Consider the following 26234-nt stretch of genomic DNA (forward strand, 5'->3'; position numbering starts at 1 on the left):
GGTTGTCCGCCTCCCGGCCGCGCCACCCCCCCGCGGGGGTGGGCCCAACCCCGCGGGGGGCCCGCCCCCCCCCGGGGGGGGGGGGTCCCGCCACCCCGCCCCCCCCCCCCCTCGGGGTTCCCGCCCGCGCCCGCGGCTACTTCAGGGCGGCGAGCACGGCGTCCGCCATCACCTTCTCGCCGGTGGCGTTGGGGTGGAAGGGGACGGCCGGGGAGCCCGGCAGCGCGCCCTCGATCCAGCGGTCGTCCGAGCAGACGTCGTGGCCGACGGTCGGGGTGGCGGTGTCCACGTAGGTGGCGCCGCCCGCGGCGGCGGTGGACTTGAGCATCGCGTTCAACTGGCCGAGCACGCCGTACATGTACTCGACGTCCCCCGCCGTGACGGGCTGGCGCAGGAAGCACTCGGAGCCGTCGGCCGGCAGCACGGACGGGTAGCCCACCAGCAGGACCCTGGCGCCGGGTGCCTTGGCGTGGATGCGCTTCAGGGTGTCGGCGATCTGCGGCCGGGCGGCGGCGATCCGGTCGGCCAGGTCGTCGTTGCCGTACTGCCAGGACCAGCTGGACCAGTCCCAGTAGCCGTGGTGGAAGACGTCCTTGCAGGGCGTGCCCAGCGGGTTGACCGCCGCGCCGGCGATGCAGACCCCGACCAGTTCGCCGAGCCCGAGGTCGGTGGCGCCGAGGTCGTTGCCGCCGATGCCGAGGGTCACCAGGTCGGTGTCGGCGGTGACGGCGTCCAACTGCGGGTCGTTGACCCGGATGAACGCGTCGTACTGGGGCTGCGTCATCGCCTTCACCTTGGCGGCGGCACAGGTGACGTCGGTGTAGGCGGTGGCCTTGAGGGCGGCCGCCACCAGGTGGCCGTAGTTGCGGTCGGAGCGCAGGCACAGGCCGGCCGACTGGCCGGGCACCCCGGCGCCGGCGGCGTAGGAGTCGCCGAGGGCGACGTAGTGGCGGGGGGCGGGCGTGGCGGCCTGCGCGCTGGTGGAGGTCAGGGCGAGGGCCGCGCCCAGTGCGGCGGCGGCGAGCAGGGCGGGCTTCCGGGAAGTCCGGGTCGTGCGGCGTTTCCGGGCAGGGCTGAGCACGGGTTCCTCCTGGGGGAGAGAGAACGAGTGGGGGGTCGCGCCAGCCGGGCCACAGCTTTACTACTGACAGGTAAGTTACCGCCAGGTTTCGAATGCGTCCATGCCCGGTGCGGAAATTCCCGAAAACCCGTCAGAAGCATTTCGGAATAACGCTCCACCGTGTATCGGAGGTATTTCCGAAACGCCCCGGAGCGGAATTGCCGCCGCAGCTTGTTACTCACCGGTTGACGCGCCCCGCCGCAGGCCGCAGTATCGGGCGCACGCCGCACCGCCCGCACGCCGCACCGCAGGACCACCGGCCGCACCGCCGGACCACTGATGGAGGAGAGCGCATGGCCCTGGACGCCGATGTCATCGTCATCGGAGCCGGTCTCGCGGGCCTCGCCGCGACCGCCGAACTCGCCGACGCCGGACGGCGGGTGATCCTGCTCGACCAGGAGCCCGCGGCCTCCTTCGGCGGGCAGGCGCACTGGTCCTTCGGCGGTCTCTTCCTGGTCGACTCGCCCGAGCAGCGCCGGATGCGGATCCGCGACTCGCACGCGCTCGCCCTCCAGGACTGGCAGGGCACCGCCGGCTTCGACCGCGCCGAGGACGCCTGGCCGCGCCGCTGGGCCGAGGCCTACGTCGACTTCGCGGCGGGGGAGAAGCGGGCCTGGCTGCGCGCCCAGGGCGTGCGGTTCTTCCCGGTCGTCGGCTGGGCCGAGCGCGGCGGGCTGCTGGCCGACGGACCCGGCAACTCCGTCCCCCGCTTCCACATCACCTGGGGCACCGGGCCCGGCCTGCTCGAACCCTTCGTCCGCCGGGTCCGGGCCGCCGCCGAACGCGGCCTGGTCGACCTGCGGTTCCGCCACCGCGTCACCGGCCTCTCCGCGCACGCCGGGGTCACCGACACCGTCGCCGGCGAGGTGCTGGTGCCCAGCGACGCGGCGCGCGGCGAGGCCAGTTCGCGCGAGGTCGCCGGCCAGTTCGAACTCCGCGCGCAGGCCGTGATCGTCACCTCCGGCGGCATCGGCGGCAACCACGACCTGGTCCGCAAGGCCTGGCCCGCCCGGCTCGGCACCCCGCCCGAGCGGATGCTCTCCGGCGTCCCCGCCCACGTCGACGGCCTGATGCTCGGCATCACCGGCGAGGCGGGCGGCAACCTGATCAACGGCGACCGGATGTGGCACTACACCGAGGGCATCGAGAACTGGGACCCGATCTGGGCCCGGCACGGCATCCGCATCCTGCCCGGCCCGTCCTCGCTCTGGCTGGACGCCCGCGGCCGCCGGCTGCCCGTCCCGCTCTTCCCCGGCTTCGACACCCTCGGCACCCTCGAACACCTCCGGACCACCGGGCACGACCACACCTGGTTCGTGCTCAGCCAGAAGATCATCGAGAAGGAGTTCACCCTCTCCGGCTCCGAGCAGAACCCCGACCTCACCGGCCGCTCGGTGCGCGGCGTGCTCGGCCGCGCGCTGCCCGGCGCCCCCGGCCCGGTCCGCGCCCATCTGCGGCACGGACCCGACTTCGTGGTCGCCGGCAACCTGGCGGACCTCGCCCGCGGCATGAACGCCCGCACGCGCGAGGCGCTGATCGACCCGGACGAGCTGCGCCGCACCGTCGAGGCCCGGGACCGGCAGCTCGCCAACCCGTTCGCCAAGGACCTCCAGGTCACCGCCATCCACGGCGCCCGCCGCTACCTGGGCGACAAGCTGATCCGCACGGCCGCGCCGCACCGCATCCTCGACCCGGCGGCCGCCCCGCTGATCGCCGTCCGGCTGAGCATCCTGACCCGCAAGTCGCTCGGCGGGCTGGAGACCGACCTCTCCGCCCGGGTGCTGCGGCCCGGCGGCGAGGCGCTGGAGGGCGTGTACGCGGCCGGCGAGGCGGCCGGCTTCGGCGGCGGCGGGGTGCACGGCTACCGCTCGCTGGAGGGGACCTTCCTCGGGGGCTGCCTCTTCTCCGGCCGCACGGCGGGCCGGGCGGCGGCGGCCGCGACGGCGTAACGGGCGGCGGCCTTCGCGCCGCAACAGCCCTGGGCTGCTGCCGAGTTGGCCCGCGAGCGTGCGGCGGCCGGCGTGGAGCCGGGCTGCACCGGTCGGTCCCGGGCACCCGCACCCACGCGCCCGTCACGGGCCTTCGACGGCTGTTCGACGGCCACCATCCGGCCCCGGGCGGGGCCGCGCCGGCCCTGCCCGGTAGCGTCTGATGCTCGCCGCGGCCCGAACGGCCGGGTCCGACCGGTACCGGTGGCGCGGCGGGCGGGGGAGAGTGGTGGCAGCACAGGCCGTGTTGGTGACGACCCGTTGGGGCGGGGCACTGCGAAGGGGCGGGGCATGAATGGTCGGGGGACCGTACTCGGAGGTAGGTACGCGCTGACCGAGTGGATCGGTGGCGGCGGCATGGGCGCCGTCTGGCGCGCCGACGACCGGGTGCTGGAGCGGCAGGTCGCCGTCAAGGTCCTGCACGCGGGACTGCTGGAGGAGGGGACGTTCGCGTCGCGGTTCCGGCGCGAGGCCCAACTGCTCGCGGCGATCAGCCACCCGGGCATCGTGGAGGTCCACGACTACGGGGAGCAGGGCGGCGACGCCGGGCACGGCGCCGAGGGCGAGCGGATCGCCTACATCGTGATGGAACTCGTCGAGGGACGGCCGCTGGACAAGGCCCTCGACGAGGACGGACCGATGCCGCCCGAGCGGGCGCTGAGCCTGCTCGCCAGGGCGCTCGACGCGCTGCACGCCGCCCACCAGCAGGAGATCGTGCACCGGGACGTCAAGCCGTCCAACCTGATGCTGGGGGACGACGGCCGGGTGACGGTGACGGACTTCGGCATCGCGCGGGCGCTGGTGAGCACCACGCTCACGGCGACCAACGTGGTGGTCGGCACCGCCCTGTACATGGCCCCGGAGCAGGCCGGCGGCGGCGGTGTCACGCCGGCCTCGGACCTCTACTCGCTCGGCGTGGTCTGCTACGAACTGCTGACCGGCACGCCGCCGTTCACCGGCGAGAGCGTGGTCGAGGTGGCGCTCAAGCACGTCCAGCAGCCGGCGCCGGAGCTGCCCGGTGAGTTCGCGCCGGCCGTGCGGGAGTTCGTCGCCCGGGCGCTGGCCAAGCAGCCGGGGGACCGGTTCGCCGACGCCGCCGCGATGGCGGCCGCGGCACGGGAGGCGGTCGGCGACAGGTCGGCGCCGGTCGCCGCGGTGGCGCGTCCCGTCTCGCCCGCCGTGCCCGGGACCCCGGTGGCCGGCGCCCCGGCGGCCGAGGTCGCCCGGGTGGCACGCCGGACCGGCGCCGAGCCCGGTGCGGGCCGGCGGTGGCGCCGCCTCCTGGTGCCCGTCATCATTCCGGTGGTCATCACCGGTGGCGCGGCCACGGTCGTGCTGGTGGAGCGGGGCCCGTTTCACACGCAGACGCAGACGCAACAGCCCGGTGCGCAGCCGGCGGTGTCGGTGTCCGCCGGCCCGCTCACCGACAGCCCGGCGGCGACCGCGTCGCCGACCGGGGAGCTCCCGGCCACGCCGGCGCCGGGCGCGGAGCCCACGCCGGGCGCTCCACCGGCCGCGGAGCCGGAGTCCGGCGGAGCGCCCGTGCCGCCCGCCGGCGGCGCGCCGGAGGTCCCGGCACCGGGCGCGGCACCGAAGCCGGGCGGCGGCTCGGCGGCCGGCGGTACGGGGTCGGCCGGCGGGTCCTCCGGGGGATCCGCCGCCGGATCGGGCGGCACCTCGCCGAAGACGGGCGGTAGCGGTAGCGGCAGCGGTGGGGCGGCTCCTGCGCCGAACCAGCCCGCGCCGCAGGCCCCCGCACCCCAACAGCCCGCCCCGTCGGCGCCCGCGCCGAACCAGCCGGCGCCCAGCCCCGAGGCTCCCAGGCCGCCGGAGTCCAAGCCGTCGGCGCCGACCGTGCCCGCGGGGTGCGGCGGCAGCCGGTGGGGCGACATCGTCAACGTGGCCGACGGCCAGAAGCTCGGCCTGGCCGCCGCCGGCCCGTCGCCGGGCGGCGCCGTCGTGGTGGGCGGGACGACCGCCTACGGCTGGGTGCGCTCGGACCCGAACCCGGGCGGCTGGTACGAGATCCACGCGTGCGGCCTGAGCGGGCCGGCCCTCGTCCAGGATACCGACTTCTCGAACACGTCGAGTCAGAAGGTGCTGCTCTCACCGGGGTTCAGCTTCATGGCCAACTGGTCGGTGGTCGGCGCGGGCGCCCAGGGCGTCTACTACCTCAAGGACTACATGGGGTCGACCTGCCTGACCGACAACGGCGCGGGCAGGCAGGCCACCATGACCGCCTGCACGCCGGGCAACGCCTACCAGCAGTGGCGGATGCCGTGAGTCGCGGGGCTCCGGAGTGAGCCCTACCGGTCGTCGGTGACGCCGAGGCGCAGGTGGTCGACGTGGTAGACGGCGTGGTCGAGGAGTGCGGCGACGTGGTCGTCGTGGAGGGAGTAGACCACTGAGCGGCCGCGGCGCTCGCCGACGACCAGGCCGAGGTTGCGCAGCAGGCGGAGCTGGTGGGAGCAGGCGGACTGCTCCATGCCGACGGCGTCGGCGAGTTCGGTGGCGGCCCGCGGGCCCTCCCGCAGCTGGGCGAGTATCAGCAGGCGGGAGGGGGTGGCCAGGGCCTGGAGGGTGTTCGCCACCTTGGCCGCGTTCGACGCGTCCAGGCGCATCTGCGGCACGGCGTTCTCGGCGGCTGCGTGTCCCATGGGGGCATCCTACGGGGCGGGACTCCGGGGGGCCCGGCCCGCAGGAACGAATGAAAGTGTGTTCATATGTTCCTGTATCGTGGCGGACATGTCCGCCACCGTGCTCACCCGACCGCCGGTCCCCACCGCCCCCGCGACGGCGCCCCCGCGCCGCACCCGGGTGCTCGCGCTGCCCGAGGCCCGCTGGGCGGCCGCCGCCACCGCGGCCTTCCTGGCCGCCCTCGCCGTGCGGTTGCTCGATGGCCCCGGGTGGGCGTCCGGCGCGCTGTACGCGGCCGCGTACCTGGCCGGCGGCTGGGAGCCCGCCCTGGCCGGGCTGCGGGCGCTGCGCGAGCGGACCCTGGACGTCGACCTGCTGATGGTGGTCGCCGCCCTCGGCGCCGCGGCCATCGGCCAGCCGCTGGACGGCGCCCTGCTGATCGTGATCTTCGCGACCAGCGGCGCCCTGGAGGCGCTGGCCACCGCCCGCACCGCCGACTCCGTCCGGGGCCTGCTCGACCTCGCCCCCGCCACGGCCTGCCGGCTCACCGCCGACGGCCGGGAGGAGACCGTCCCCACCGCCGCACTCGCCGTCGGCGACACCGTGCTGGTCCGCCCCGGCGAGCGGATCGGCGCCGACGGCCGGGTCCTCGACGGCAGCAGCGAGGTCGACCAGGCCACCATCACCGGCGAACCGCTGCCCGCCGCCCGGTCCGTCGGGGACGAGGTGTACGCGGGCACCCTCAACGGCGCCGGCGCGCTGCGGATCCGGGTCGAACGGGACGCCGCCGACTCCGTGATCGCCCGGATCGTCGCCATGGTGCAGGAGGCCTCCGAGACCAAGGCGCCCACCCAGCTCTTCGTCGAGAAGGTCGAACAGCGCTACGCCGCCGCTCTGGTGGCCGCCACCCTGCTGCTCTTCGCCGTCCCCCTCGCCCTCGGCGCGGAGCTGACCGCCACCCTGCTGCGCGCCATGACGTTCATGATCGTCGCCTCGCCGTGCGCCGTGGTGCTGGCCACCATGCCGCCGCTGCTCTCCGCCATCGCCAACGCCGGCCGGCACGGCGTGCTGGTCAAGTCCGCCGTGGTGATGGAGCGGCTCGGCCAGGTGGACACCGTCGCCCTGGACAAGACCGGCACCCTCACCGAGGGCACGCCGAAGGTCGTCGAGCTGCGCCCGCTCGGCGTCACCGAGGCCGAGCTGCTCTCCCTCGCGGCCGCCGCCGAGCACCCCAGCGAGCACCCGTTGGCCCGGGCGGTGGTCGCCGCCGCCCGCGAGCGCGGCCTGGTCCCGCCCGCGGCCACCGACTTCACCGCCACCCCGGGGATCGGCGTGCGGGCCGTGGTCGGCGGCGCGGTGGTCGCGGTGGGCGCCCCCGGTCCGTACCGCGGGCACGCCGCGGTCGCCGAGCTGGAGGCGGCCGGCCGCACCGCCGTCCTGGTGCTGCGCGACGGGGAGCCGGTCGGCGTGCTCGGCCTCGCCGACCGCCCGCGCGAACAGGCCGCGGCCGCCGTCCGGGGCCTGGCCGCGCTCACCGGCCGCCCGCCGGTGCTGCTCACCGGCGACAACCGGCTCGCCGCCGAGCACCTCGCCCGGGAGGTCGGTCTGACCGACGTCCGGGGCGCGCTGCTGCCCCAGGACAAGGTGGCGGCGGTCCGCGAACTGGCCGACGGCGGGCACCGGGTGCTGATGGTCGGGGACGGCGTCAACGACGCCCCCGCGCTGGCCGCCGCGCACAGCGGGGTCGCGATGGGCCGGGCCGGGTCCGACCTCGCCCTGGAGACCGCGGACGCGGTGGTGGTGCGCGACGAACTGACCGCGGTGGCGGCCGTGGTGGCGCTCTCCCGGCGGGCCCGCCGGCTGGTCGTGCAGAACCTGGCGATCGCCGGGGCGTTCATCACCGTCCTGGTGGTCTGGGATCTGGCCGGTACGCTGCCACTGCCGCTCGGTGTCGCCGGGCACGAGGGCTCCACCGTGATCGTCGGCCTCAACGGCCTGCGGCTGCTGCGCGAACGGGCGTGGCTGCGGGCCCTCCACCAGGAAGCCCCGGGCGCCGGGGCCGGGAACCACGAGGAGCGCTGAGCCGATGAGCCGTCGAGACCGCGAGCGCGGTGGCGGGAAGGGGCCCGCGGCCCCGGTGACCGTCACCGTCTGCCGGGGCTGCTGCTGCGGCACCCAGGAGAAGCACCCGGGCGTCGACCACGCGGGCCAGTACGAGCGGCTGCGCGAGGCCGTCGGCGGAGCGGGCAAGGTCCGCGCGGTCAAGTGCCTGGACGCGTGCGCGCACTCCAACGTCGTGGTGGTCGGCCCGTCCAGCGAGGGCCGCGCGGCCGGTGGTCGCCCGGTCTGGCTGGGCTGGGTGCTGGCGGACGACATGGTCGAGGAGATAGCCGAGTGGGTGCACGCCGGCGGCCCCGGCCTGGCCGAGCCGCCCGGGCTGCTCGACCTCCAGCAGGTCACCGTCTCCCGCCGGATCCGCGACGGCCTCCCGGGCTGAGGCGTCGGCGGCCCGGTCCGGCGGCCCGCACCGGGCCCGGTCCGGGTGCCCGGCTCCGGGGCGGTCCGTCCGGCGGGCCGGGGCACTACCATTTACCGGGCGCCCCGGCTTGGGAGGAATCACGACGTGACCACGGTCTGCCGCATCTGCGCGGGCACCGGCCGCACCGCCGGTCTCAGCTGCCGCACCTGCCAGGGCACCGGCACCACCGAGGTCGGCGGCGGTGGCGGCAACTGCTTCCTCTGCGACGGCACCGGTGTCTACGTCCGCTACCGGGTCGACGCGGCCGGCGCCAAGCACGCCTACCGCGACGAGGTCTGCCGGACGTGCGACGGCACCGGCAACCGCGCCCCCTCCACCTGGGACGAGATCGCCCCGCCGCCGCGCTGAGGCCGTCGGCCGGCGGAGCCCTTCGTCTGCGGGGGCCCCGGCCGGCCCGCCTGGGCCCCGGCCGGCCCGCCTGGGCCCCGGCCGGTACGGCGGAGCCGACGACGGGGGATCAGGACCCGGGGGATCAGGACCCGGGCGGGCCGGATGATCCGGCGGCCTCCGGCCGCCCGGGGCGACTTTGCCGAGACATGGTCGAACATTGGCGTTCGACTGACCGGCACGCCGGGGTGCGTTCACCGCCTGTAGGTGTGCGGTCAACGCTGCGCTGGAAGAGTCCCGCCCATGGATATCCCCCACATGGGCGTGCCCGCGAAGCTCGCCGACCGCATGAGCATGGCCGAGCAGCACGAGTACCTGCGGGCCCGTTTCTCCCGCCGCCGGATGCTGACCGCCGGTGCCGTCGGCGTCGGCGCCCTGGCCGTGGGAGGTTCGCTGGGCAGCGGTGTCGCGACGGCCGCGCCGGCCTCCCCGCAGCTGCTGACCGGCGGCACGGCCGACGGCGTCGACGGCGCGCTCGTCGCCCCGATCGGCCGTCACCTCGCGTTCGGCCCCGAGCCGGACACCCAGTTCCGGGTCTCCTGGCAGGTCCCGGCCCCGGTGAAGAAGCCGTTCCTGCGCTACGGCAGGAACCCGTGGGACCTCGGCCACAAGGTCCAGGCCGAGGTGCGCGCCCTGCACACCCCCGCGCTGACCCCGACCGGCCAGCCGGTGGACCAGTACTACCTGCACGTCGCCCTGGAGGACCTCCAGCCCGACACCACGTACTACTACGGCGTCGGCCACCAGGGCTTCGACCCGGCCTCGCAGCAGGCGATCTCCACCCTGAGCACCTTCCGCACCGCGCCCTCGCGCGACCGCCGCTGGGGCAAGGTGTACGAGCCGTTCACCTTCACCGCCTTCGGTGACCAGGGCGTCAGCGCGCACGCGGCCGGCAACGACCACGTGATCCTGGCCCAGAACCCGGCCTTCCACCTGCACGCCGGCGACATCTGCTACGCCGACCCGGCCGGCTCCGGCCAGGACGCCGACAAGTCGGTGTACAACGCCCGCACCTGGGACGACTTCCTGGTCCAGACCGAGACGGTCGCCTCGAAGGTCCCGTGGATGGTCTCCTACGGCAACCACGACATGGAGGCCTGGTACTCGCACCACGGGTACGGCGGCGAGAACAACCGCTTCTTCCTGCCGGACAACGGCCCGGACCCGCGGACCGTCCCCGGCGTCTACAGCTTCCGCTACAAGAATGTCGGCGTCATCTCGCTGGACGCCAACGACGTCTCCTACGAGATCCCGGCCAACCTGGGCATCTCGGCCGGCAAGCAGACCGCGTGGCTGCAGCGCACCCTGAAGGACCTCCGCAACGACGAGACCGTCGACTTCGTCGTGGTCTTCTTCCACCACTGCGCCTTCTCCACCACCCACCAGCACGCCTCCGAGGGCGGGGTGCGCGAGGCGTGGGTGCCGCTGTTCGAGAAGTACCGGGTGGACCTGGTGATCAACGGTCACAACCACGTCTACGAGCGCACCGACGCGATCCTCGGCAACAAGGTCTCCAAGGCGGTGCCGAGCGGCGCCACCGTCGAGCCGGCCACCGACGGCGTGGTGTACGTGACGGCGGGCGCGGCCGGCCGCAGCCTGTACAGCTTCGACGCCCCGGACACCTACGAGGGCCACGAGAACCGGCTGGACTCGGTGGACACCTACCACTTCGCCAAGGGCGGGGTGAAGGTGGCCGAGAAGGTCGAGTGGTCGCGGGTCCGCTACACCGGCTACTCGTTCATCAAGGTCGACGTCACCCCGGCGCACCTGGGGCAGAAGTCGTCGATGAAGGTCACCGCGCTCGCCGAGAACGGCACGCAGGTCGACCACTACACGATCCTGCGCAAGGTCGGCGAGGGCTGGGACGGCACCACCGACGACGACGGCGAGGGCGGCGGCTGGGGCTGGTAGTCCGCCCCGCGCGCCCGGGGGCGCGGAGACCGGCCCCACGGGGCCCGGCGGCCCGGTCGGGGACTCCCGGCCGGGCCACCGGCGTGTCCGGGGCCGGCCGGGGACCGCCGCGTGCGCCGGGCGGTGGGCGGGAAGCGGGCCGGCGGGCCGGTCTAGGCGAGTGCGGCCAGTTGCGCCGCGAGGGTGTCGCTGTGCTGGAAGGTCAGCCCGGCGAGGGCGACGTGCTTCCAGCGGACCGTGCCGTCGCCGTCCAGGACGAACACCGAGCGGCGCAGCCCGAGCCCGGGCACCGCGATGCCGTAGGCGCGGACGACGGTCCGGTCCGGGTCGGCGAGCAGCGGGAAGCCCAGGCGGTGCTTGCGGGCGAACTGCTCGTGGCTGTCCAGCCCCTGCGGGCTGATGCCCCACACGGTGGCGCCCAGGCCGCGGAAGCGGTCCAGGTCGGAGCTGTACGAGCAGAGCTGCTTGGTGCAGACCGCGGTGTCGTCGCCGGGGTAGAAGACCAGGACCAGCGGGCCGCCCTTGGCTTCGGCGAGGCGGTACTCGCGGCGTTCGGCGGTGCCGGCCTGCTCGTCGAACAGCAGGCCGGGCAGGGTGAACTCGGGGGCGAGGGAGCCGATTTCGGGGGGTTTGGCCATCGCTGTGCGGTCCTCACGGGTGGGTGGTGGGGTCGCCGCCCACCCTATGCCCGGGTGGTGGCCGGGCTCGTGATGTTGAAGAGTTGACGCCGGTCTGCGAAGGCTTCGCGACTGTCGTGCGGGAATATCCGACGGATCTTCACTTCATAACGAATCGAGCAGCAAGGTATCGAGTTTCCCTTCAGTTATTGACGGAATCGCCGAGCACGGCTTGACTCCGACCTCTGCCGCAAAGCCGCGGCGCAGTCAGGAGGCAGCACCCACCATGAACAGAACGACCCGTCGCGCGGGCGCGGGCACGGCCACGCTCGCGCTGGCCCTCGCCCTCGCAGCCTGCGGCCAGGGCGACGGAGCGGCACCGCACTCGGACGGCGTCGCCGGCAAGACCATCGGGCTGCTGCTGCCCGAGAAGACCTCCTCGACCCGGTACGAGGCCTTCGACAAGCCGCTGATCGAGGCCACGGTGGAGTCCCTCTGCACCGGCTGCGTCGTCGACTACGCCAACGCCGACGGCGACGAGACCGTCCAGAAGCGGCAGTTCGACGACCTGCTGGCGAAGGGCGTCAAGGTCGTCCTGCTCGACCCGGTGAACGCCAAGGTCACCGCCCCCTGGGTGGAGGCCGCCGCCGCCAAGGGCGTGAAGGTCGTCGCCTACGACCGGCTGGCGGAGGGCAAGGTCGCCGCCTACGTGTCCTTCGACAACCAGCGCACCGGCGAGATCCAGGGCCAGGCCCTGCTCGACGCGCTCGGCCCGAAGGCCGCCGCCGCCACCGTCGTGATGATCAACGGCGCCGAGTCCGACCCCAACGCGGCGATGTTCAAGGCCGGCGCGCACCGGTCGCTCGACGGCCGGGTCAAGAAGATCGGCTACGAGCAGTCCGGCGAGTGGAAGCCGGAGGTGGCCCTGGCGAAGACCAACGAGGCCATCCAGGCCCTCGGCAAGGACGGTTTCCAGGCCGTGTACGCGGCCAACGACGGCATGGCCGCGTCCGTCATCGAGGCGCTCAAGGCGGCCGGGGTCAAGAACGTCCCGGTCGGCGGCCAGGACGCCTCCATCGACGCGGTGCGCCGGGTGCTGACCGGCGAGCAGTCCTTCACCGTCTACAAGCCGTACAAGCCCGAGGCGGACGCCGCCGGGAGCATCGCCGTCCAGCTGCTGAAGGGGATGGACATCAACGCGGCGGCCAACGCGGGGGTCGACAGCGGCGGGCAGCGGATCCCCTCGCTGCTGCTCACCCCGATCGTGGTGACCAAGGCGAAGGTGCAGGCCACGGTGGTCGGCGGCGGCCTGTACAAGGCGGCCGACATCTGCACCGCGCCGTTCGCGGACGCCTGCGCGGCGGCCGGCGTCAAGTAGGCGAGGGTGCCGGCGTCCGCCGGCGTCCGTCCGCCCCGGTGCTGGGCGGCAGCGCCGCCGCTCAGCGCCGGGGGCCGTACATGATCACGGCGACCCCGGCCAGGCAGACCAGCGCCCCGGCCACGTCGTAGCGGGTGGGCCGGAAGCCGTCCACCGCCATGCCCCAGAGCAGCGAGCCGGCCACGAAGACGCCGCCGTACGCGGCCAGCACCCGGCCGAAGTCGCTGTCCGGCTGGAGCGCGGCGAAGAAGCCGTACCCGCCGAGCACCACCACCCCGAGGCCGGCCAGCCACCACGGCCGCTCCTCGCGCACGCTCTGCCAGATCAGCCAGCAGCCGCCGATCTCGGCGAGGGCGGCGAGGGCGAACAGGGCGGCGGAGCGCAGGACGGTCATGGTCGCCAAGCCTACGAGCCGCGGCGGGCGGGGCCCGTGCCCGCTGCGCCGGGGGTGCGGGGCTCCCGGAGCGCCGGCGACCGGGGCGTCAGGCGCCCCGGCGAGCGGGGCGTCAGGTCTGCCGGTAGGTGGCGAGGAAGCGGCCGATCCGGTTGATCGCGGTCTCCAGGTCGTCGGCCCGGGGGAGGGTGACGAAGCGGAAGTGGTCCGGGCGCGGCCAGTTGAAGCCGGTGCCCTGGACGACGTGGATCTTCTCGCGGAGCAGCAGGTCCAGGACGAACCGCTCGTCGTCGACGATCCGGTGCACCGCCGGGTCCAGCCGGGCGAACGCGTACAGCGCGCCCTTGGGCTTCACACAGCTGACGCCGGGGATCTCGTTCAGCGCCTTGTACGCGACGTCGCGCTGCTCGGTGAGCCGGCCGGCGGGCAGGACGAGGTCGTTGATGGACTGGTGGCCGCCGAGCGCGGCCTGGACGGCGTACTGGGCCGGGACGTTGGGGCAGAGCCGCATGCCGGAGAGCATGGTGAGGCCCTCCAGGTAGTCGGTGGCGTGCTGCTTGGGTCCGGAGACGACCAGCCAGCCGCTGCGGAAGCCGGCCACCCGGTAGGACTTGGAGAGGCCGTTGAAGGTGAGCGTCAGCACGTCCTCGGCGAGTGCGGCCAGGCAGTGGTGCTCGGTGTCGTCGTAGAGGATCTTGTCGTAGATCTCGTCGGCCAGCACCATCAGCTGGTGCCGGCGGGCGAGGTCGAGGATGCCCTCCAGCAGTTCCTTCGGATAGACCGCACCGGTCGGGTTGTTGGGGTTGATGACGACGATGGCCTTGGTGCGGTGGGTGATCTTGGCCGCGATGTCGTCGAGGTCCGGGTACCAGTCCGCCTGCTCGTCGCAGGCGTAGTGGACGGCCTTGCCGCCGGCCAGCCGGACCACGGCCGTCCAGAGCGGGTAGTCGGGCATCGGGACGAGCACCTCGTCACCGTCGTCGACCAGGGCGGTGACGGCCATCTGGATCAGCTCGGAGACGCCGTTGCCGAGGTAGACGTCGTTGACGGTCACTCCGGCGACGCCGCGCTGCTGGTAGTACTGAACCACCGCGCGACGGGCCGGCAGGATGCCGCGCGAGTCGCTGTAGCCGTGGGCGTTGGGCAGGTTGCGGATGATGTCCTGGAGGATCTCCTCCGGCGCCTCGAAGCCGAACGGCGCCGGGTTGCCGGTGTTCAGCCGCAGCACACTGTGCCCGGCCGCCTCCAGCGCATTGGCCTGGTCGACCACCGGGCCGCGGATCTCGTAGCACACACCCGTCAGCTTGCTGGACTGCCGAAACTCCATCTGAGGCCTCCCGACCGGTCAACCCGCACGTTCTGCTCGCTTTGTTCTACCAAGTAAGCACTTGGAAAGTCCAACCTTTTGGCTATGCTGATCCACATGTCACGCCGAAGCTACGACCAGTACTGCGCCGTCGCCCGCGCCCTGGACGCGGTGGGGGAGCGCTGGAGTCTCCTGATCGTCCGTGAACTCCTCGCCGGCCCGCGCCGCTACACCGACCTCCACGCCGACCTGCCCGGCGTCTCCACCGACATCCTCGCCGCCCGGCTCAAGCAGCTGGAGGGCGAGGGCCTGGTGCTGCGCCGGCGGCTGGAACGGCCGGCCAACGCCACCGTGTACGAGCTCACCGAGCGGGGCGCGACGCTGCGCCGGGTGGTCGACGCCCTGGGCGTCTGGGGCCTCGACCTGCTCGGCGAGCAGCGGCCGACGGACGCGGTGCGGGAGCACTGGGTCACGGGGGCGGACGGCGCGGGCGGGGCGCAGGCGGACGGCGGGCGCGAACTGTCGGCGGACGGCGGGGCGTCCGGACCGGACGGCGGGCGCGAACTGTCGGCGGACGGCGGGGCGTCCGGACCGGACGGCGGGCGCGAACTGTCGGCGGACGGCGTGGTGGTGGCGGGCTAGGGTGCCGCGGGAGGCGATCTGCGGGTGCCGTCCCGGCGCACCTCGCGCGGACGTCGCCTTCGCCCCTCAAGCCCGTCGACGCCCACGCTGACGGCTTCCGCCGACCGCTGACGGAGGAGGGCGGGTACGCGACCGGGTACCGGATCCCCGACGACGCGTGGCTGCCGGCCGGCCTCCCGGTCCGGCGGAGCCCGGTCGCGGACCGGGCTCGCGCAGCTCTCCGCGAGAGCTGCGCGAACCCCTCGGTACCGGCGGCGGATCCGTGGCGGCTCCGGCGACCAGCTCCCCCGTTGCTGGTCGTCGCTCCGCGCCGGTGGTCGGGTGACCCGGACGAGTGCGGCCGCGGTGGTGCACGGCTGCGGCCGGCCCTGCGCTCCGGGTGCCCTCCTCGGCGGGTGGTGCCTGCCGGGCGTCCCCTCCCGGCCCGACCCACTCTGGCGCAGGCCGATAAACGGCCGGTCGGCGTTCGGTTGCCGCCGCCGTTGATTCGGGCCGATCCGGCCCGTTGCCCCGATCCGGCTGTCGGGCTTGCGCGGTGCCGGGGGTGTCCCCGGCAGCCGGTGGAGGTGCGCGTACGATCGTCGGGCCATGGAGAACACAATGGAGAAGAGCGCGCCCGGCGCGCCCACCGAGCCCACCGGGTACACCAGTTACGTCGCCGTCGGGGACTCCTTCACCGAGGGCATGTGCGACGACCTGCTCCCCGACGGGCACTACCGGGGCTGGGCCGACCGGGTCGCCGACCGGCTCGCCGCCGAGCAGCCGGCCGGCGCCTTCCGGTACGCCAACCTCGCCGTCCGGGGCAAGCTGATCGGCCAGATCCACGACGAGCAACTGGCCACCGCCGCCGCGATGCGCGCCGACCTCGTCACCCTGGCCGGCGGCCTCAACGACGTGCTGCGGCCGCGCTGCGACATCGCCCAGGTCGAGGACCTGCTCGGCCGCTCCGCCACCGCGCTGCGCGCCACCGGCGCCACCGTGGTGCTGTTCACCAGTACCGACCCCACCCGCCGGATGGCGGGCAGCACCCGGCTGCTCCCGGCGATCCTGCGGATGAAGGCCTTCGTGCACGAGCTCGGCCAGGACCGGGGGATCGCGGTGGTGGACCTCTTCTCCGCCCCGTGCTTCGACGACCGCCGCCTCTGGGCCGAGGACCGCCTGCACCTCGGCCCCGAGGGCCACCGCCGGGTCGCCGAGGCCGTCCTGGAGGCGCTCGGCCGCCCCGCCGCCTTCGACTGGCGCGCCCCGCTGCCGGCCGCCGCCCTGCCCGGCCGGGCGGAGAAGCTGGCCGCCGACGCCCGCTGGGCCCGGACCCACCTCGGCCCCTGGATCGGCCGCCGCCTCACCGGCCGCTCCTCGGGCGACGGCCGCCCACCGAAGCGCGCGGAGCTGCTGCCGTACGAGGGCTGAGCGTGCCCGGGTACCCCGGCGCTGGGTCGGCCAGGTACCGGGTCGGCCGCCAGCTGCCCGGCCGCTCCTCGGGCGACGGCCGCCCGCCGAAGCGCGCGGAGCTGCTGCCGTACGAGGGCTGAGCGTTCCCGGGCGCGGGGCCGGCCGTCGCCTCACCGGCCGTGGCCCGGCCGCCGCCCGGGTGGCGGTCGGGCGCCGGAGCGTGCGGGGCTGTCGCGCTACGAGGGCTGAGCGGTTCCCGGCTCGCCGGGCACCGACCGGGCCGGGAAGCGCTCGGCCTCCCGACGGAGGGGTGGTGGCAGCCCGACCGATTCCGCGAGGATCTGCCGGAGCCGGTGCCCGAGTGCGGGCTGACGGCTCCAGACGTCCGGACTCCTGGTGAGCACGGCGTGGAGCAGGTCGCCCTCGTAGAGGTCGCCCGCCACCATCGGGCCGTCCCGCAGGACGTCCAGCGCCCGTGGCAGGAGGTGCGGCAGGCCCACGTCCTGCCGGATCAGCAGACGCAGGTCCTCGACGGTGAGCTCGCCGACCGGCTTGCGCCGCAGGGCGTGCGCGGTCGCCACCAGCCGGGTCGCGCCGACCGGGAGGTCCGGCCCACGGCCGCTCGCGCGGTCGGATTCGCGGTCGGGTTCGAGGTCTGTCAGGGAGACGTCTCGGTTCACCGGACGACTGTGGGCGGGGCCGCCGCGGCCTCCTGGGGTCGGCCCGGTCGGCCCCGGAACCCGGTCAGCCCCGGAAGAGGTTGTGGCCGACGTCCGACGGCACCTCGTCCTGGTACCCCGTGCTGTCCGGGCCGGGCACGTGCTCGCCGGGGACCGGCTCGGAGCTCTCCCGGTGCAGCAGCACCACGCCGTCCTCGGACCAGACCTGCCGGTAGCCGTGCGCCAGCAGCAGCTCGATCCGGGCCGCCTGCTCGCGGTCGGTCTTGAACGGGAACGCGCGCTTGTCGGCGCGGATCAGCACGTACTCGCGCCCGCGCGGGGTGCCGTCCACCAGCACCACGTCGGTGCGGGCGGTCAACCGGGGGGCGGCCTGGTTGTCGGCCTCGACCGTGACGCCGTCCGGGATCCGCTCGGCGCCCCGGATCAGCGCCGCCTCGCTCGGCTTCGGCTGCCAGTAGGCGGGGACGAACAGGCCGGCCGCCCCGAGCGGCAGCGCGGCCGCGATCGTCACGGCGGCCGCCGCCACCCCGAGGCGGCGGGTGCGCACGCGGTCGTGCCGGCGGCCCAGCACCTCCAGCGCCGCGACCAGCAGGACCGGCCAGAGGAACGCGTCGTAGTGCCGGGCGATCGACCAGTGGTTCGGGTTGCTGGAGAGCACCCGCTCTGCCAGCAGCGGCAGGGCGCAGAGCACCGTGGCCGAGCGCAGCGGCAGAAGGAACAGGGTGCCGAAGATCCAGAGCAGCAGCAGCGGCTTCAGCGGGGCGTCGAAGGCGGCCGACACCAGCAGCGTCGGGTCCGCGAGCACGCTGGAGGCGGCGTCGCCGGCGTCCGTCCCCAGCGAGCCGTAGTTCCAGTAGTAGCCGGGCACCCCGCCCATCGCCGGCACCAGCCAGGCGATCGCCACCACCGAGGCGAGCGGTCCGCCGAGCAGGAAGCCGGTGCCCCAGCGGAGGGTCCGCCGGCGCCGGTCACGGTCCTCGTCCCGGCGGCCCCGCAGCAGCAGCACCAGCCCGTACGCGCCGACCGCCAGCCCCAGGTCCTCCTTGGTGCAGCAGAGCAGCAGACCGGCCAGCGCCGCCGTGCCGTAGCGGCGGGCCAGCCCGCGCTCCAGCATCAGCAGGGTGAGCGGGACGGCGAAGGCGACCTCGTGGAAGCCGCCGCGCGAGGCCACCAGCAGCGGCCAGCCCAGCCCGTAGGCGAGGCCCGCCAGGTCGGCGGCGCGGCGGGCGGTGCGCGGGTCGGCGTCGGCGAAGCAGCGGTCGGCGACCCGGCGGACCAGCGGGACCCCGGCGGCGAACAGCAGTGCCTGGCCGACGAGCAGCGAGCGCGGGTCGTCCCAGAGCCAGTACAGCGGCGACAGCAGCGCGATCACGGGGGAGAAGTGGTCGCCGAGGAGCGAGAAGTCCGGCGGGAACTCGTGGTGGAAGCTCTTCAGCGACGACACCGGCAGACCGAAGTGCGCGTAGCCGCGCACGCCCTGGTCGAAGATGCCGAGGTCGAAGCCGCCCAGCTGGGCGGTGGTCCACTGCTGGGCACCGATCGCCAGGCAGACGGCGAAGCAGAGCAGGGTGAGGGCGGCGGTACGGGCGCGGGGCGGGAGGCGCAGGGCCGCCGCCGCCTTCGCGGGGGCGGTGTCGCCCGTGGTGCGGGCGTCCTCGCTCTCGGTGTCCGGGTACGGCGTGACGTCGTGCCGGGACATGCCTGATTCCTCCACTGTTCGGTTGCTCCGGTGCCTGCGGTGCCCCCGATTCGTACGGACCTTCGTACAGATCCCGAACCGACACCGGCCGACCACACTAACGGACTGCCGCTCACCGCCCCCCGGTTCCCGGGCCGCCCCGGCCCCGCGCCGGTGTCGGTACGCTCTACGACGGGCGCCCGCGCAGTGCGCGCGAGCCCCCGGCAGGCCCGGCAGCCCCTGGCCGCCCCTGCCGCCCCGCGGACCCGGACCGCCCGGGCGCCGCCCTACGGAGGAACACCAGCACAGTGACCGAGCCCACGCCCGCCCCGATCAGCCTGCTGTCCGACTGCGGGAGCTGTTTCGGGCTGTGCTGCGTCGCGCTGCCGTTCGCGGCCGGCGCCGACTTCGCCGTCGACAAGGCGGCCGGCACCCCGTGCCGCAACCTGCAGACCGACTTCGGTTGCGGCATCCACGCCCAGCTGCGCGACCGCGGTTTCCAGGGCTGCACGGTCTACGACTGCTTCGGGGCCGGACAGCGGGTCTCCCAGATCACCTTCGGTGGCCGGAGCTGGCGCGAGGCACCGGAGGACACCCGGCGGATGACCGACGTGTTCCCGGTGGTGCGGCAGCTGCACGAACTGCTCTGGTACCTCACCGAGGCGCTCTCCTACGAGCCCGCCCGCCCGCTCCGTGCCGAGCTGCGCCGGGCGCTCGCGGAGACCGACCGGCTCGCGGCCGGCACCCCGGCGGAGATCCTGGCGGTGGACGTGCCCGCCCACCGCCAGGAGGTGAGCGAGCTGCTGCTGAAGGCGAGCGAGCTGGTCCGGGCCGCCGTCCCGCGCCGCAAGGAGCACCGGGGCGCGGACCTCTTCGGTGCCCGCCTGCGCGGCGCCGACCTGCGGGGCGCCAACCTGCGCGGGGCGCTGCTCGTCGCGGCCGACCTCTCGGGCGCGGACCTGCGGACGGCCGACCTGATCGGCGCGGACCTGCGGGACGCCAACCTGGCCGGCGCCGACCTCACCGACGCGCTCTTCCTCACCCAGGCCCAGCTCAACGCCGCCCGCGGGGACGCCGCCACCAAGCTGCCCCCCGCCCTCACCCGCCCCACCCACTGGCCCGCCACGACCACCACCCCGGCGGCCGCCGACCGCCGCCCCCCGCGCAAGCCCCGCCCCGGCAGCCCGGGGAGCCGGGGGCGCCGCCGCTGACGGCCAGCCGGAGGCGCGGGGCGCGGGCGCACGAGCGCGTAGGAAGTCGACCGGGCCGACTTCACGTGTCGCCGACCGCCCCACGCCCCACCCCGGCACCCCGGCACTGGCACGGAACGTCGAGCGGGCCGACTTCCTGCGCAGGCCCCCAGACCGCTTCGAGTGCCGCACTCGCTGCCGCTGGCCGCGCCCACAACCTGCACAGGAAGTCGAGCAGGCGGACGTCCTGCGTCGGGCCACTCCGGGAGGTGCCCGGCCCAGTTGTCCTCGGCCCCCGGCCGGCCTCGCCGATCTCCGGCCCGGGTGCGCAGGAAGTCGGGTGGGCCGACTTCCTGCGCGGGGAGCCTCCTTCGGTGCCGGAGCTGGAGCTGGATCGGGGTGGCGGGCGTGCCGTCGCCTCGGTTCCGGGTGCGGGGCGTGGGTCGTCGATGGGGTCGACTTTCCACGCACGGGTGGACTACGGGGGCCGGGTGCGTGGGAAGTCGGACGGGCCGACTTCCTGCGCGGGGTGTCAGACATCCCATGCCGTAGCGGTGTCAAGCTGCGGCTGGGAGGGTTGCGTGGTGTGACCAGGCGGTGGCCTCGTCGTAAAGGGTGCGGGTCTTGAGGCAGCCATGGAGGATGCCGACGAGGCGGTTGCCGAGCTGTCGCAGGGCGGGGTTGTAGTCGAGGTCCCGGGCTCGCTGCTTGTCGTAGTAGCGGCGGGCGCCGGGCGATCTCTGTAGCGAGCAGAACGCCTGGCGTTGCAGGGCGTCGGCGAGCCGGTTGTTGCGCACGTAACGGGCCTGGACGGCGTGTGTCCTGCCGGAGGCGCGGGTGATCGGGCTGGTGCCGGCGTAGTTCTTGCGGGCCTTGCCGGAGGTGTAGCGGGTCGGGTCGTCCCCGAACTCGGCGAGCACCCGGGCGCCGGTGATCTCGCCGATGCCGGGCATCGACAGGTAGATCTCGGCGTCCGGATGCGCCAGAAGATGCGCGCTCACCTCGGCTTCCAGCACGGCTATCTGCTCGTTCAGCGCGATCAGCAGCCTCGCGTGCGCGAGCGCTGGCGCACCGTAGGCGGCGGTGACTGGGGCGGGCAGGCCGAGCCGTGGCTCGCGCAGCGAGGCCTGGATCGCGGCGGACTTCTGGTCCCGCTCGCGGCGCCGATGACGAGCCAGGACCGCGGTGATCTGCGACTTCGTCAGCTTGGCCGCCTCTTCGGGCGTGGGGGCTTCGATCAGTAGTTCCATCGCGTCGGTACTGGTCAACTCCAGGCTGGCGTAGGCGGCGAGCGCGCCGGGGAAGTACTCGCGAAGCGTGCCCCGCAGTCGCTGGAAGGTGCGGGTGCGCTCCCAGATCAGCGTCTGGTGGGCGCGGGCGACGACACGCACGGCCTGGGCCTGGTCGCTGTCCCCGGCGATCGTCCGCAGTTGGTCGCGGTCGATGCGGACCATGTCAGCGAGCGCGTGTGCGTCGCCCTTGTCGCTCTTGGCCCCGGAGGTGCCGTAGCGCTCCTTGAACCGGGCAGCCTGTTTCGGGTTGACCGCGTAGACCCGGTAGCCGGCCGCGATCAGCGCTTGCACCCACGGACCTCGGTCTGTCTCGATCCCCACCACCACCTGCCCGGGCTCCGGTTCCTCGCCGCCGTGCCGGGCGATGAGAGCGTGCAGCTTCGCGATGCCCTCCACGCCCTCGGGCAGCCGGGCGGTGGCGAGCCTGCGGCCCATCCCGTCCTGCACTTCCACATCGTGGTGGTCTTCGGCCCAGTCGTCGCCGATGAACAGCACCAGCACCCCAGCCCTTCGCTCTCGTACGACTCATGCGTGCAGCCAGCGGAAGGCGCGGCTCGCGCCCTAATGGATCCAGTGCTCACGCCAACCAGTTCGGCGGGCACGCCATCCCATCAGCAGTCAGGCCTCCCGGCCGACCAGCAGGGGCACGGTCTGACACCAGAACTCGTAGTGGTTCCGGCCAGGGGAGTGCTCACCTGCTGGCGGCTACGGACCGTAGTCTCCCTCACGGCCCGACGAGTCCCATTAGGCCAGGACGTTCTGGTCTGTCAGGGGGCGGGGGCGCAGGAGGGCGCAGGTGGTGCCGGCCAGGAGGGTGAGGGTGACGGCGGTGAGCGCCTGGGTGGATGCGGCGGGGTGGAGGGGCCAGGCCCAGGGCTGGGGGCGGCCGTCGGGGTGCCAGCCGGCCGCCGCGCAGAGCAGCGGGACGGCGGCGATGGCGGCGGCGGCCGGGCGGTGACCGATCAGCGGGTGCAGCAGCAGCGCCGAACCGAGGTAGCCGGCGATGTTGCGGGCGAGGACGAGGGCGAGGTCGCCCTGGCCGGCCGCGTGGGTGAGCAGGCCCAGCGCCGCGCCCGCCGTCGCGACGGTCAGGGCGAGTCCGGTGTCCAGCCCGCGCAGGAAGCGTCCGGCGACGGCCTCCGTCCGCAGGTCGCCCCGGCCGAGGCCGTGCAGCAGGAACACGGCGGGCAGCAGCGTGATGATGTGCCCCACCAGGAAGCGGCCCGCATGCCCGTGCAGTGCGGGCACCGGCAGTTCGCCGTCGCCGATGAGCAGGCCCACCGCGAACGTCCCGGCCAGGGCGGCGACGACGGCGGGTACCGCGCGTGTCTTGCACCACCAGATCACCGGCCACCGCCCGGGGGCAGCGCGGGTGCCGGGGTGTCGCAGTGGCGCAGGGCCTCGGTGGCCGCCCGGTACCAGTCGAGTTGGGCTTCCCGGGGGAGCCGCAGCAGGTGCCCGGCGAGCGCGGCGTCCTCCGCGCCGAACCGACCCCGGGCGGCGGGCGCCGCTCCGTCCGGGGCGGCCTCGGCGGTGAGCCAGGCGGCCACCGGTCCGGCGGCCGCGCCGGCCGGGTAGGGGGCGCCCGCCCGGGCGCAGTCCGGGGTGCGGGGGAGCAGCCCGCCGACCACGCCGGGTGTCACGTCCTGCGCACGGGCCGTGGTCGGGACGCCCAGCTTGGCCTCGCCCGGCCCCGGCCGGGCCGCCATGGTGAGCGCCGCCGGTACCGGGACGCCCCGCTCGGCCAGGGTGGTGACGACCCGTCGGGCCTCCGTGCGGACCAGGTCCGCACGGGCGGTGCCCAGCTCCGGCCAGAGGCAGATCCGCGGCCGGCCGTGGTCGCAGACCAGCGCGGTGCCGGGCCGGTCCCGTACGGGCTCGGGCCCGAGCCCCCGGGCGAGGTGGGCGGCGAGCGTGACCCCGCCGGCCGTCACCGCCAGCGCGACGGCGAGCGCGGCCGGCGCGCCGCGGTACCGGATCACCAGGACGGCCGCCGCGCACACCGCGCCCGAGAACGCCAGGGCGCTCAGCACGGCCTTCTGGTCGAGGACCTGGTCCACGGCGCAGCAGTCGGGGAGCCCGCCGCCGACCAGGTGCCGCAACCAGTAGGTGGTGGAGGAGGCCGGGTAGGCGTTCAGCACGAAGCTGCTGACCAGGGCCAGCGGCACCGCGACCACCGGTACCAGGACCCGCCCGACGATCGAGCCGACCAGGGTGTTGGCGAGCAGCAGCCCGGCCCAGGCGGCGAACAGGCCGGGCTGCGTCGTGCCGGCCGCCGTGCCGCCGGCGACCGCGGCGGCGCCGACGGCCGCGGCCATGCCGAGTCCGCCCGTCACCACCACCGGGAGCAGGACGGGCGCCGTGATCGCCAGCGGCGACCGGACCGGCGAGCGGTCGAAGACCCGCCCCCGGTGCAGTCGGCCGCCCTCCCAGGCCCCGGCGGCCGCGCAGGCCGCGCCGGCGAACGGCAGCGCGATGCTCGCGTGTCCGGTGGCGGAGAGGCCGTAGCCGGGGGTGACCCAGTCGGTGATCTCGTCGCCGAGCGCGACGAGCAGGAAGCCGACCAGGAACGGCAGTGCCCGCAGTCCGGCGGAGGTGCGGAGGACGGTGCGCAGCAGCACGTCAGGCCTCCCGCTCGACCAGGTGCGTGTAGGCGGCCTCGGCGCCCTCGCCCCGGCCGGGGGCGAGGGCGCCGAACTCCTCGATGCCGCCCTGGAACCGGACCCGGCCCTGGTCCAGCACCACCACGTGCCGGTAGCTCGTGGCGAGGTCCTCCGTCTGGTGGGTGGAGACGATCACGCTCACCTCGGTGGTCAAGTCCTCGACGAGGGTGCGGAACATGCCGCGCTGCGCCGGGTCGAGACCGGCGGTCGGCTCGTCCATCAGGATCAGTTCGCTGCGGTGCGCCAGGCAGCCGGCGATGCCCAGCCGGCGCAGCTGCCCACCGGAGAGCCGGTGGCTGCGCCGGTCGGCGAGCGAGGCCAGCCCGACCCGGTCCAGCGCGCCGGCCGACGCGTGCCAGGCGTCGGCGCGCGACATGCCCTTCAACCAGCCGCTGTACGCGACCTGTTCGCGCACGCTGAGCCCCGGGACCGGGGTGACCTGTTGCGGCAGCCAGGCCACCGCCCGCCGGTAGGCCGCCCGGTCGCCGTGACCGGTCGGGGTGCGTCCGCGCCAGGAGACCGAGCCCCGGCGCGGGGCGAGTTGGGAGGAGGCCAGGGCCATCAGGGTGGACTTGCCGGCGCCGTTGGGGCCGAGCAGGACGGTGGCCGGATCGTCGATCCGCAGGGCGAAGCCGGCGAAGAGTCCGGCTTTCCGGCTGTACTGGAAGTCGACGTGGTGGAACTCAAGGGACATGGCGGGGTCGACGCATTTCGCTCGGTGGGTACGGGGCGATACCGGGGGAGGGGAGGCAGGTCGGCGGTCGGGGTCTCCACCGGCACACCGGCACACCGGCACACCGGCACACCGGCACACCGGCACACCGGCACAACGGCACAACGGGTCGTCGGGAGGCCGGGGAGGCCCGGGAAGTCGGGGAACGCCCGGACTTCCCGGGCCTCCGGCGGGCGGGCCGGGCTCAGTACTGGGTGCTCACCGAGTCGACCCAGAGCTTGCCGCCGGCGCGCACGCCCTCCAGCGCGAAGTAGTACTCGCCGGAGCTCTGGTCGCCCCAGACGGAGGTGTCGCACCGGTTCAGCCGGTACCCGTAGGCCCGGTCGGGGCCGACGACGTCCTTGTAGAGCTGGAGATCGGCGTTCTTGAACTCGTTGGTGTCGGTGGTGCAGCCCTTGAACGACACCGTCGTCACGGCGTCGTCCCGGTCGTAGTCCGTCCACCGGCGGGACTCGGAGCCGGGCCCCCAGTTGCTGATGTGGGACGTCCAGGAGCCCTCGGCGAGGGCCGGCGTCGCGCCGGCGAACCCGAGCAGCGCGCCGGCCACCAGAATGCCGCGCACGAGCGTGCGGTGCTTCGCGTGCATATCCCGTCCGATCTTTTCGGTGACGCCACGGGGGCGTCATGCAGGCAAAAAGAAGCGAGCGGAGGTTCGACTGCCATCGGCCTTGATCACCCGATCGGACGAGCCGCCGCGGGAACGACCTTAGCGTGCACGAACAGCTGCCAAGAACTATTATTTCCGGCCATTCGGAGGGTGGGGGTGGTGGGGCCGGGGCTTGGCAAGTCGGTGATACGAAATGCTCGAAGATTTGCTTGGCCGACGGGATGTCGGCCAAGCAGTTCCGTAGATGTCATCGAATGAGCGAAAGGTTGTTCAGGTCTGTTTTCGTAGGATTGTCATTTGCAAAAGGGGGTGGCCAGTTCCCGCCGCCCGTCGGCTATGCGGTGAGCAGCCGGGAGCGCAGTGCGCCGATCAGTTCCTCGTTGACGCCGAGTGTGCCGGTGGCATAGGCACGCACCGAGCCGTGGGCAGCGGTGAGGTCGGCGAGCACGTGCCGGATCACGTCCTCCGGCGCGCGCCCGTACCCCGGCCAGCGCAGCGTGCGCCCGGGGTTGGCGGCGTGCCAGTCGGCGACGAGGTGCGGCGTGGCCAGTTCGGTGAGGGCGAAGTCGGCCGCGATGTCGACCTCGGGGACGTCGAGCAGGGTGAGGAGCAGTGCGGCGATCAGCCCGGTGCGGTCCTTGCCGGAGGCGCAGTGGAAGACCACCGGGTGGTCCGCGGCCGCGATCAGTTCGATCACCTGGCGGATCTCCGCCACGCCGTCCTCGGCCACCTCGGCGAACCGGTCCGCGAGGTAGCGCCAGGGATCGACGTCCGGGTCGATCTCCGCTTGGTCGTACGGCCGGTGCTCGATCGAGAGGTTGTGGTAGGCCACACCGTCCATCACGGGTATCCGCCCCTTGGCGGCGATCTCCCACGGGTAGCGCAGGTCGATCACGGTGCCGATGCCGAGGTCCCGGAACACCGCGAGGTCCTCGGGCGAGGAGAGCTTGCCCAGCGAGTCCGACCGGTAGAGCCGGCCCCACCGGACCGACAGCCCGTCAGAGGTCGGGTATCCGCCCATGTCGCGGAAGTTGTGCAGGGCCTTGAAGGCGATGTGTCGTGTCATGGCCGCACCCTACC

General features: G+C 74.4%; 23 protein-coding genes. 10 read left to right on the forward strand and 13 right to left on the reverse strand.

The window, feature by feature from the left end; genetic code table 11:
• Window positions 1-136: 136 nt before the first annotated feature.
• Window positions 137-1081 (reverse strand): SGNH/GDSL hydrolase family protein, encoded by a 945-nt coding sequence (locus tag ACFWA9_RS24950; RefSeq protein WP_380389874.1) that lies wholly within the window; start codon window positions 1079-1081, stop codon window positions 137-139.
• 332 nt (window positions 1082-1413) lie between these two features.
• On the opposite strand from ACFWA9_RS24950, the gene ACFWA9_RS24955 reads away from it, so the two are divergent.
• Both ACFWA9_RS24955 and ACFWA9_RS24960 read left to right on the forward strand, forming a co-directional pair.
• Window positions 1414-3069 (forward strand): FAD-binding dehydrogenase, encoded by a 1656-nt coding sequence (locus ACFWA9_RS24955; RefSeq protein WP_380389876.1) that lies wholly within the window; start codon window positions 1414-1416, stop codon window positions 3067-3069.
• 330 nt (window positions 3070-3399) lie between these two features.
• Window positions 3400-5391 (forward strand): protein kinase, encoded by a 1992-nt coding sequence (locus ACFWA9_RS24960; RefSeq protein ID WP_380389878.1) that lies wholly within the window; start codon window positions 3400-3402, stop codon window positions 5389-5391.
• A gap of 23 nt (window positions 5392-5414) precedes the next feature.
• Here the strand turns inward: ACFWA9_RS24960 and ACFWA9_RS24965 are convergent, their stop codons facing one another.
• The gene (locus ACFWA9_RS24965) at window positions 5415-5765 is read right to left on the reverse strand and encodes a metalloregulator ArsR/SmtB family transcription factor (protein WP_329487104.1); all 351 of its coding nucleotides are present in this window, start codon (window positions 5763-5765) and stop codon (window positions 5415-5417) included.
• A gap of 88 nt (window positions 5766-5853) precedes the next feature.
• On the opposite strand from ACFWA9_RS24965, the gene ACFWA9_RS24970 reads away from it, so the two are divergent.
• The 4 genes from ACFWA9_RS24970 to ACFWA9_RS24985 all read left to right on the forward strand — a co-directional run bounded on the left by ACFWA9_RS24970 (window position 5854) and on the right by ACFWA9_RS24985 (window position 10582).
• A complete protein-coding gene (locus ACFWA9_RS24970) occupies window positions 5854-7827 on the forward strand; it encodes a heavy metal translocating P-type ATPase (protein ID WP_380389881.1) in 1974 nt (657 codons plus the stop codon).
• A 4-nt stretch (window positions 7828-7831) separates the two neighbouring features.
• Window positions 7832-8242: a (2Fe-2S) ferredoxin domain-containing protein gene (locus ACFWA9_RS24975; RefSeq protein WP_329487102.1), complete on the forward strand. Its 411-nt coding sequence runs from the start codon at window positions 7832-7834 to the stop codon at window positions 8240-8242.
• 126 nt (window positions 8243-8368) lie between these two features.
• Window positions 8369-8632 (forward strand): hypothetical protein, encoded by a 264-nt coding sequence (locus ACFWA9_RS24980; RefSeq protein WP_329487101.1) that lies wholly within the window; start codon window positions 8369-8371, stop codon window positions 8630-8632.
• 282 nt (window positions 8633-8914) lie between these two features.
• On the forward strand, window positions 8915-10582 hold the full coding sequence (locus ACFWA9_RS24985; protein ID WP_352296212.1) for a metallophosphoesterase family protein: 1668 nt from the start codon (window positions 8915-8917) through the stop codon (window positions 10580-10582).
• Between the two features lie 152 nt (window positions 10583-10734).
• Here ACFWA9_RS24985 and ACFWA9_RS24990 read toward each other — a convergent pair whose 3' ends face one another.
• The gene (locus ACFWA9_RS24990; protein ID WP_380389884.1) at window positions 10735-11220 is read right to left on the reverse strand and encodes a peroxiredoxin; all 486 of its coding nucleotides are present in this window, start codon (window positions 11218-11220) and stop codon (window positions 10735-10737) included.
• A 265-nt stretch (window positions 11221-11485) separates the two neighbouring features.
• Between ACFWA9_RS24990 and ACFWA9_RS24995 the strand changes: the two genes are divergently transcribed.
• Window positions 11486-12577 carry a sugar ABC transporter substrate-binding protein gene (locus tag ACFWA9_RS24995; RefSeq protein ID WP_380389886.1) on the forward strand — a complete coding sequence of 364 codons (1092 nt, stop codon included), beginning with the start codon at window positions 11486-11488 and terminating at the stop codon, window positions 12575-12577.
• A 61-nt stretch (window positions 12578-12638) separates the two neighbouring features.
• On the opposite strand, the gene ACFWA9_RS25000 is transcribed toward ACFWA9_RS24995, so the two are convergent.
• Window positions 12639-12971: a YnfA family protein gene (locus ACFWA9_RS25000; protein WP_329487097.1), complete on the reverse strand. Its 333-nt coding sequence runs from the start codon at window positions 12969-12971 to the stop codon at window positions 12639-12641.
• 112 nt (window positions 12972-13083) lie between these two features.
• Window positions 13084-14298, reverse strand: coding sequence for a pyridoxal phosphate-dependent aminotransferase (locus tag ACFWA9_RS25005; protein WP_329487096.1), 1215 nt, complete (start codon window positions 14296-14298; stop codon window positions 13084-13086).
• Between the two features lie 96 nt (window positions 14299-14394).
• On the opposite strand from ACFWA9_RS25005, the gene ACFWA9_RS25010 reads away from it, so the two are divergent.
• A complete protein-coding gene (locus tag ACFWA9_RS25010) occupies window positions 14395-14919 on the forward strand; it encodes a winged helix-turn-helix transcriptional regulator (RefSeq protein WP_380389889.1) in 525 nt (174 codons plus the stop codon).
• A gap of 588 nt (window positions 14920-15507) precedes the next feature.
• Complete coding sequence (locus tag ACFWA9_RS25015) at window positions 15508-16329, forward strand: SGNH/GDSL hydrolase family protein (RefSeq protein ID WP_359834219.1); 822 nt, start codon at window positions 15508-15510, stop codon at window positions 16327-16329.
• Between the two features lie 218 nt (window positions 16330-16547).
• Here the strand turns inward: ACFWA9_RS25015 and ACFWA9_RS25020 are convergent, their stop codons facing one another.
• Together ACFWA9_RS25020 and ACFWA9_RS25025 are read right to left on the reverse strand one after the other, a co-directional pair.
• On the reverse strand, window positions 16548-16991 hold the full coding sequence (locus ACFWA9_RS25020; RefSeq protein WP_380389891.1) for a contact-dependent growth inhibition system immunity protein: 444 nt from the start codon (window positions 16989-16991) through the stop codon (window positions 16548-16550).
• A 64-nt stretch (window positions 16992-17055) separates the two neighbouring features.
• On the reverse strand, window positions 17056-18690 hold the full coding sequence (locus ACFWA9_RS25025; RefSeq protein WP_380389893.1) for a DUF2079 domain-containing protein: 1635 nt from the start codon (window positions 18688-18690) through the stop codon (window positions 17056-17058).
• Window positions 18691-18977: 287 nt separating this feature from the next.
• On the opposite strand from ACFWA9_RS25025, the gene ACFWA9_RS25030 reads away from it, so the two are divergent.
• Window positions 18978-19880 carry a pentapeptide repeat-containing protein gene (locus tag ACFWA9_RS25030; RefSeq protein ID WP_380389895.1) on the forward strand — a complete coding sequence of 301 codons (903 nt, stop codon included), beginning with the start codon at window positions 18978-18980 and terminating at the stop codon, window positions 19878-19880.
• Between the two features lie 536 nt (window positions 19881-20416).
• On the opposite strand, the gene ACFWA9_RS25035 is transcribed toward ACFWA9_RS25030, so the two are convergent.
• The 6 genes from ACFWA9_RS25035 to ACFWA9_RS25060 form a co-directional block, all read right to left on the reverse strand.
• Window positions 20417-21646 carry an IS110 family transposase gene (locus tag ACFWA9_RS25035; protein ID WP_380389914.1) on the reverse strand — a complete coding sequence of 410 codons (1230 nt, stop codon included), beginning with the start codon at window positions 21644-21646 and terminating at the stop codon, window positions 20417-20419.
• Window positions 21647-21895: 249 nt separating this feature from the next.
• Window positions 21896-22498: a hypothetical protein gene (locus ACFWA9_RS25040; protein WP_380389897.1), complete on the reverse strand. Its 603-nt coding sequence runs from the start codon at window positions 22496-22498 to the stop codon at window positions 21896-21898.
• Window positions 22495-23772 carry a hypothetical protein gene (locus ACFWA9_RS25045; protein WP_380389899.1) on the reverse strand — a complete coding sequence of 426 codons (1278 nt, stop codon included), beginning with the start codon at window positions 23770-23772 and terminating at the stop codon, window positions 22495-22497. The genes ACFWA9_RS25040 and ACFWA9_RS25045 overlap by 4 nt, the downstream gene beginning before the upstream one ends.
• A gap of 1 nt (window position 23773) precedes the next feature.
• Complete coding sequence (locus tag ACFWA9_RS25050) at window positions 23774-24508, reverse strand: ATP-binding cassette domain-containing protein (RefSeq protein WP_352296238.1); 735 nt, start codon at window positions 24506-24508, stop codon at window positions 23774-23776.
• 223 nt (window positions 24509-24731) lie between these two features.
• Window positions 24732-25133 (reverse strand): hypothetical protein, encoded by a 402-nt coding sequence (locus ACFWA9_RS25055; RefSeq protein WP_329487087.1) that lies wholly within the window; start codon window positions 25131-25133, stop codon window positions 24732-24734.
• Between the two features lie 355 nt (window positions 25134-25488).
• On the reverse strand, window positions 25489-26220 hold the full coding sequence (locus ACFWA9_RS25060; protein ID WP_380389901.1) for a tyrosine-protein phosphatase: 732 nt from the start codon (window positions 26218-26220) through the stop codon (window positions 25489-25491).
• Window positions 26221-26234: the final 14 nt, after the last annotated feature.

This window comes from Kitasatospora sp. NPDC059973 (assembly GCF_042737525.1).
Lineage (GTDB): Bacteria > Actinomycetota > Actinomycetes > Streptomycetales > Streptomycetaceae > Kitasatospora.

What these genes read in the sequence shown, in the direction of transcription:
- ACFWA9_RS25005 (WP_329487096.1), bottom strand. Translation starts at nt 14,298, where the DNA reads ATGGAGTTTCGGCAGTCCAGCAAGCTGACGGGTGTGTGCTACGAGATC.
- ACFWA9_RS24970 (WP_380389881.1), top strand. Translation starts at nt 5,854, where the DNA reads ATGTCCGCCACCGTGCTCACCCGACCGCCGGTCCCCACCGCCCCCGCG.
- ACFWA9_RS24975 (WP_329487102.1), top strand. Translation starts at nt 7,832, where the DNA reads ATGAGCCGTCGAGACCGCGAGCGCGGTGGCGGGAAGGGGCCCGCGGCC.
- ACFWA9_RS24960 (WP_380389878.1), top strand. Translation starts at nt 3,400, where the DNA reads ATGAATGGTCGGGGGACCGTACTCGGAGGTAGGTACGCGCTGACCGAG.
- ACFWA9_RS24955 (WP_380389876.1), top strand. Translation starts at nt 1,414, where the DNA reads ATGGCCCTGGACGCCGATGTCATCGTCATCGGAGCCGGTCTCGCGGGC.
- ACFWA9_RS24965 (WP_329487104.1), bottom strand. Translation starts at nt 5,765, where the DNA reads ATGGGACACGCAGCCGCCGAGAACGCCGTGCCGCAGATGCGCCTGGAC.
- ACFWA9_RS25010 (WP_380389889.1), top strand. Translation starts at nt 14,395, where the DNA reads ATGTCACGCCGAAGCTACGACCAGTACTGCGCCGTCGCCCGCGCCCTG.
- ACFWA9_RS25025 (WP_380389893.1), bottom strand. Translation starts at nt 18,690, where the DNA reads ATGTCCCGGCACGACGTCACGCCGTACCCGGACACCGAGAGCGAGGAC.
- ACFWA9_RS25015 (WP_359834219.1), top strand. Translation starts at nt 15,508, where the DNA reads ATGGAGAACACAATGGAGAAGAGCGCGCCCGGCGCGCCCACCGAGCCC.
- ACFWA9_RS25050 (WP_352296238.1), bottom strand. Translation starts at nt 24,508, where the DNA reads ATGTCCCTTGAGTTCCACCACGTCGACTTCCAGTACAGCCGGAAAGCC.
- ACFWA9_RS24985 (WP_352296212.1), top strand. Translation starts at nt 8,915, where the DNA reads ATGGATATCCCCCACATGGGCGTGCCCGCGAAGCTCGCCGACCGCATG.
- ACFWA9_RS24995 (WP_380389886.1), top strand. Translation starts at nt 11,486, where the DNA reads ATGAACAGAACGACCCGTCGCGCGGGCGCGGGCACGGCCACGCTCGCG.
- ACFWA9_RS25060 (WP_380389901.1), bottom strand. Translation starts at nt 26,220, where the DNA reads ATGACACGACACATCGCCTTCAAGGCCCTGCACAACTTCCGCGACATG.
- ACFWA9_RS25055 (WP_329487087.1), bottom strand. Translation starts at nt 25,133, where the DNA reads ATGCACGCGAAGCACCGCACGCTCGTGCGCGGCATTCTGGTGGCCGGC.
- ACFWA9_RS25000 (WP_329487097.1), bottom strand. Translation starts at nt 12,971, where the DNA reads ATGACCGTCCTGCGCTCCGCCGCCCTGTTCGCCCTCGCCGCCCTCGCC.
- ACFWA9_RS24990 (WP_380389884.1), bottom strand. Translation starts at nt 11,220, where the DNA reads ATGGCCAAACCCCCCGAAATCGGCTCCCTCGCCCCCGAGTTCACCCTG.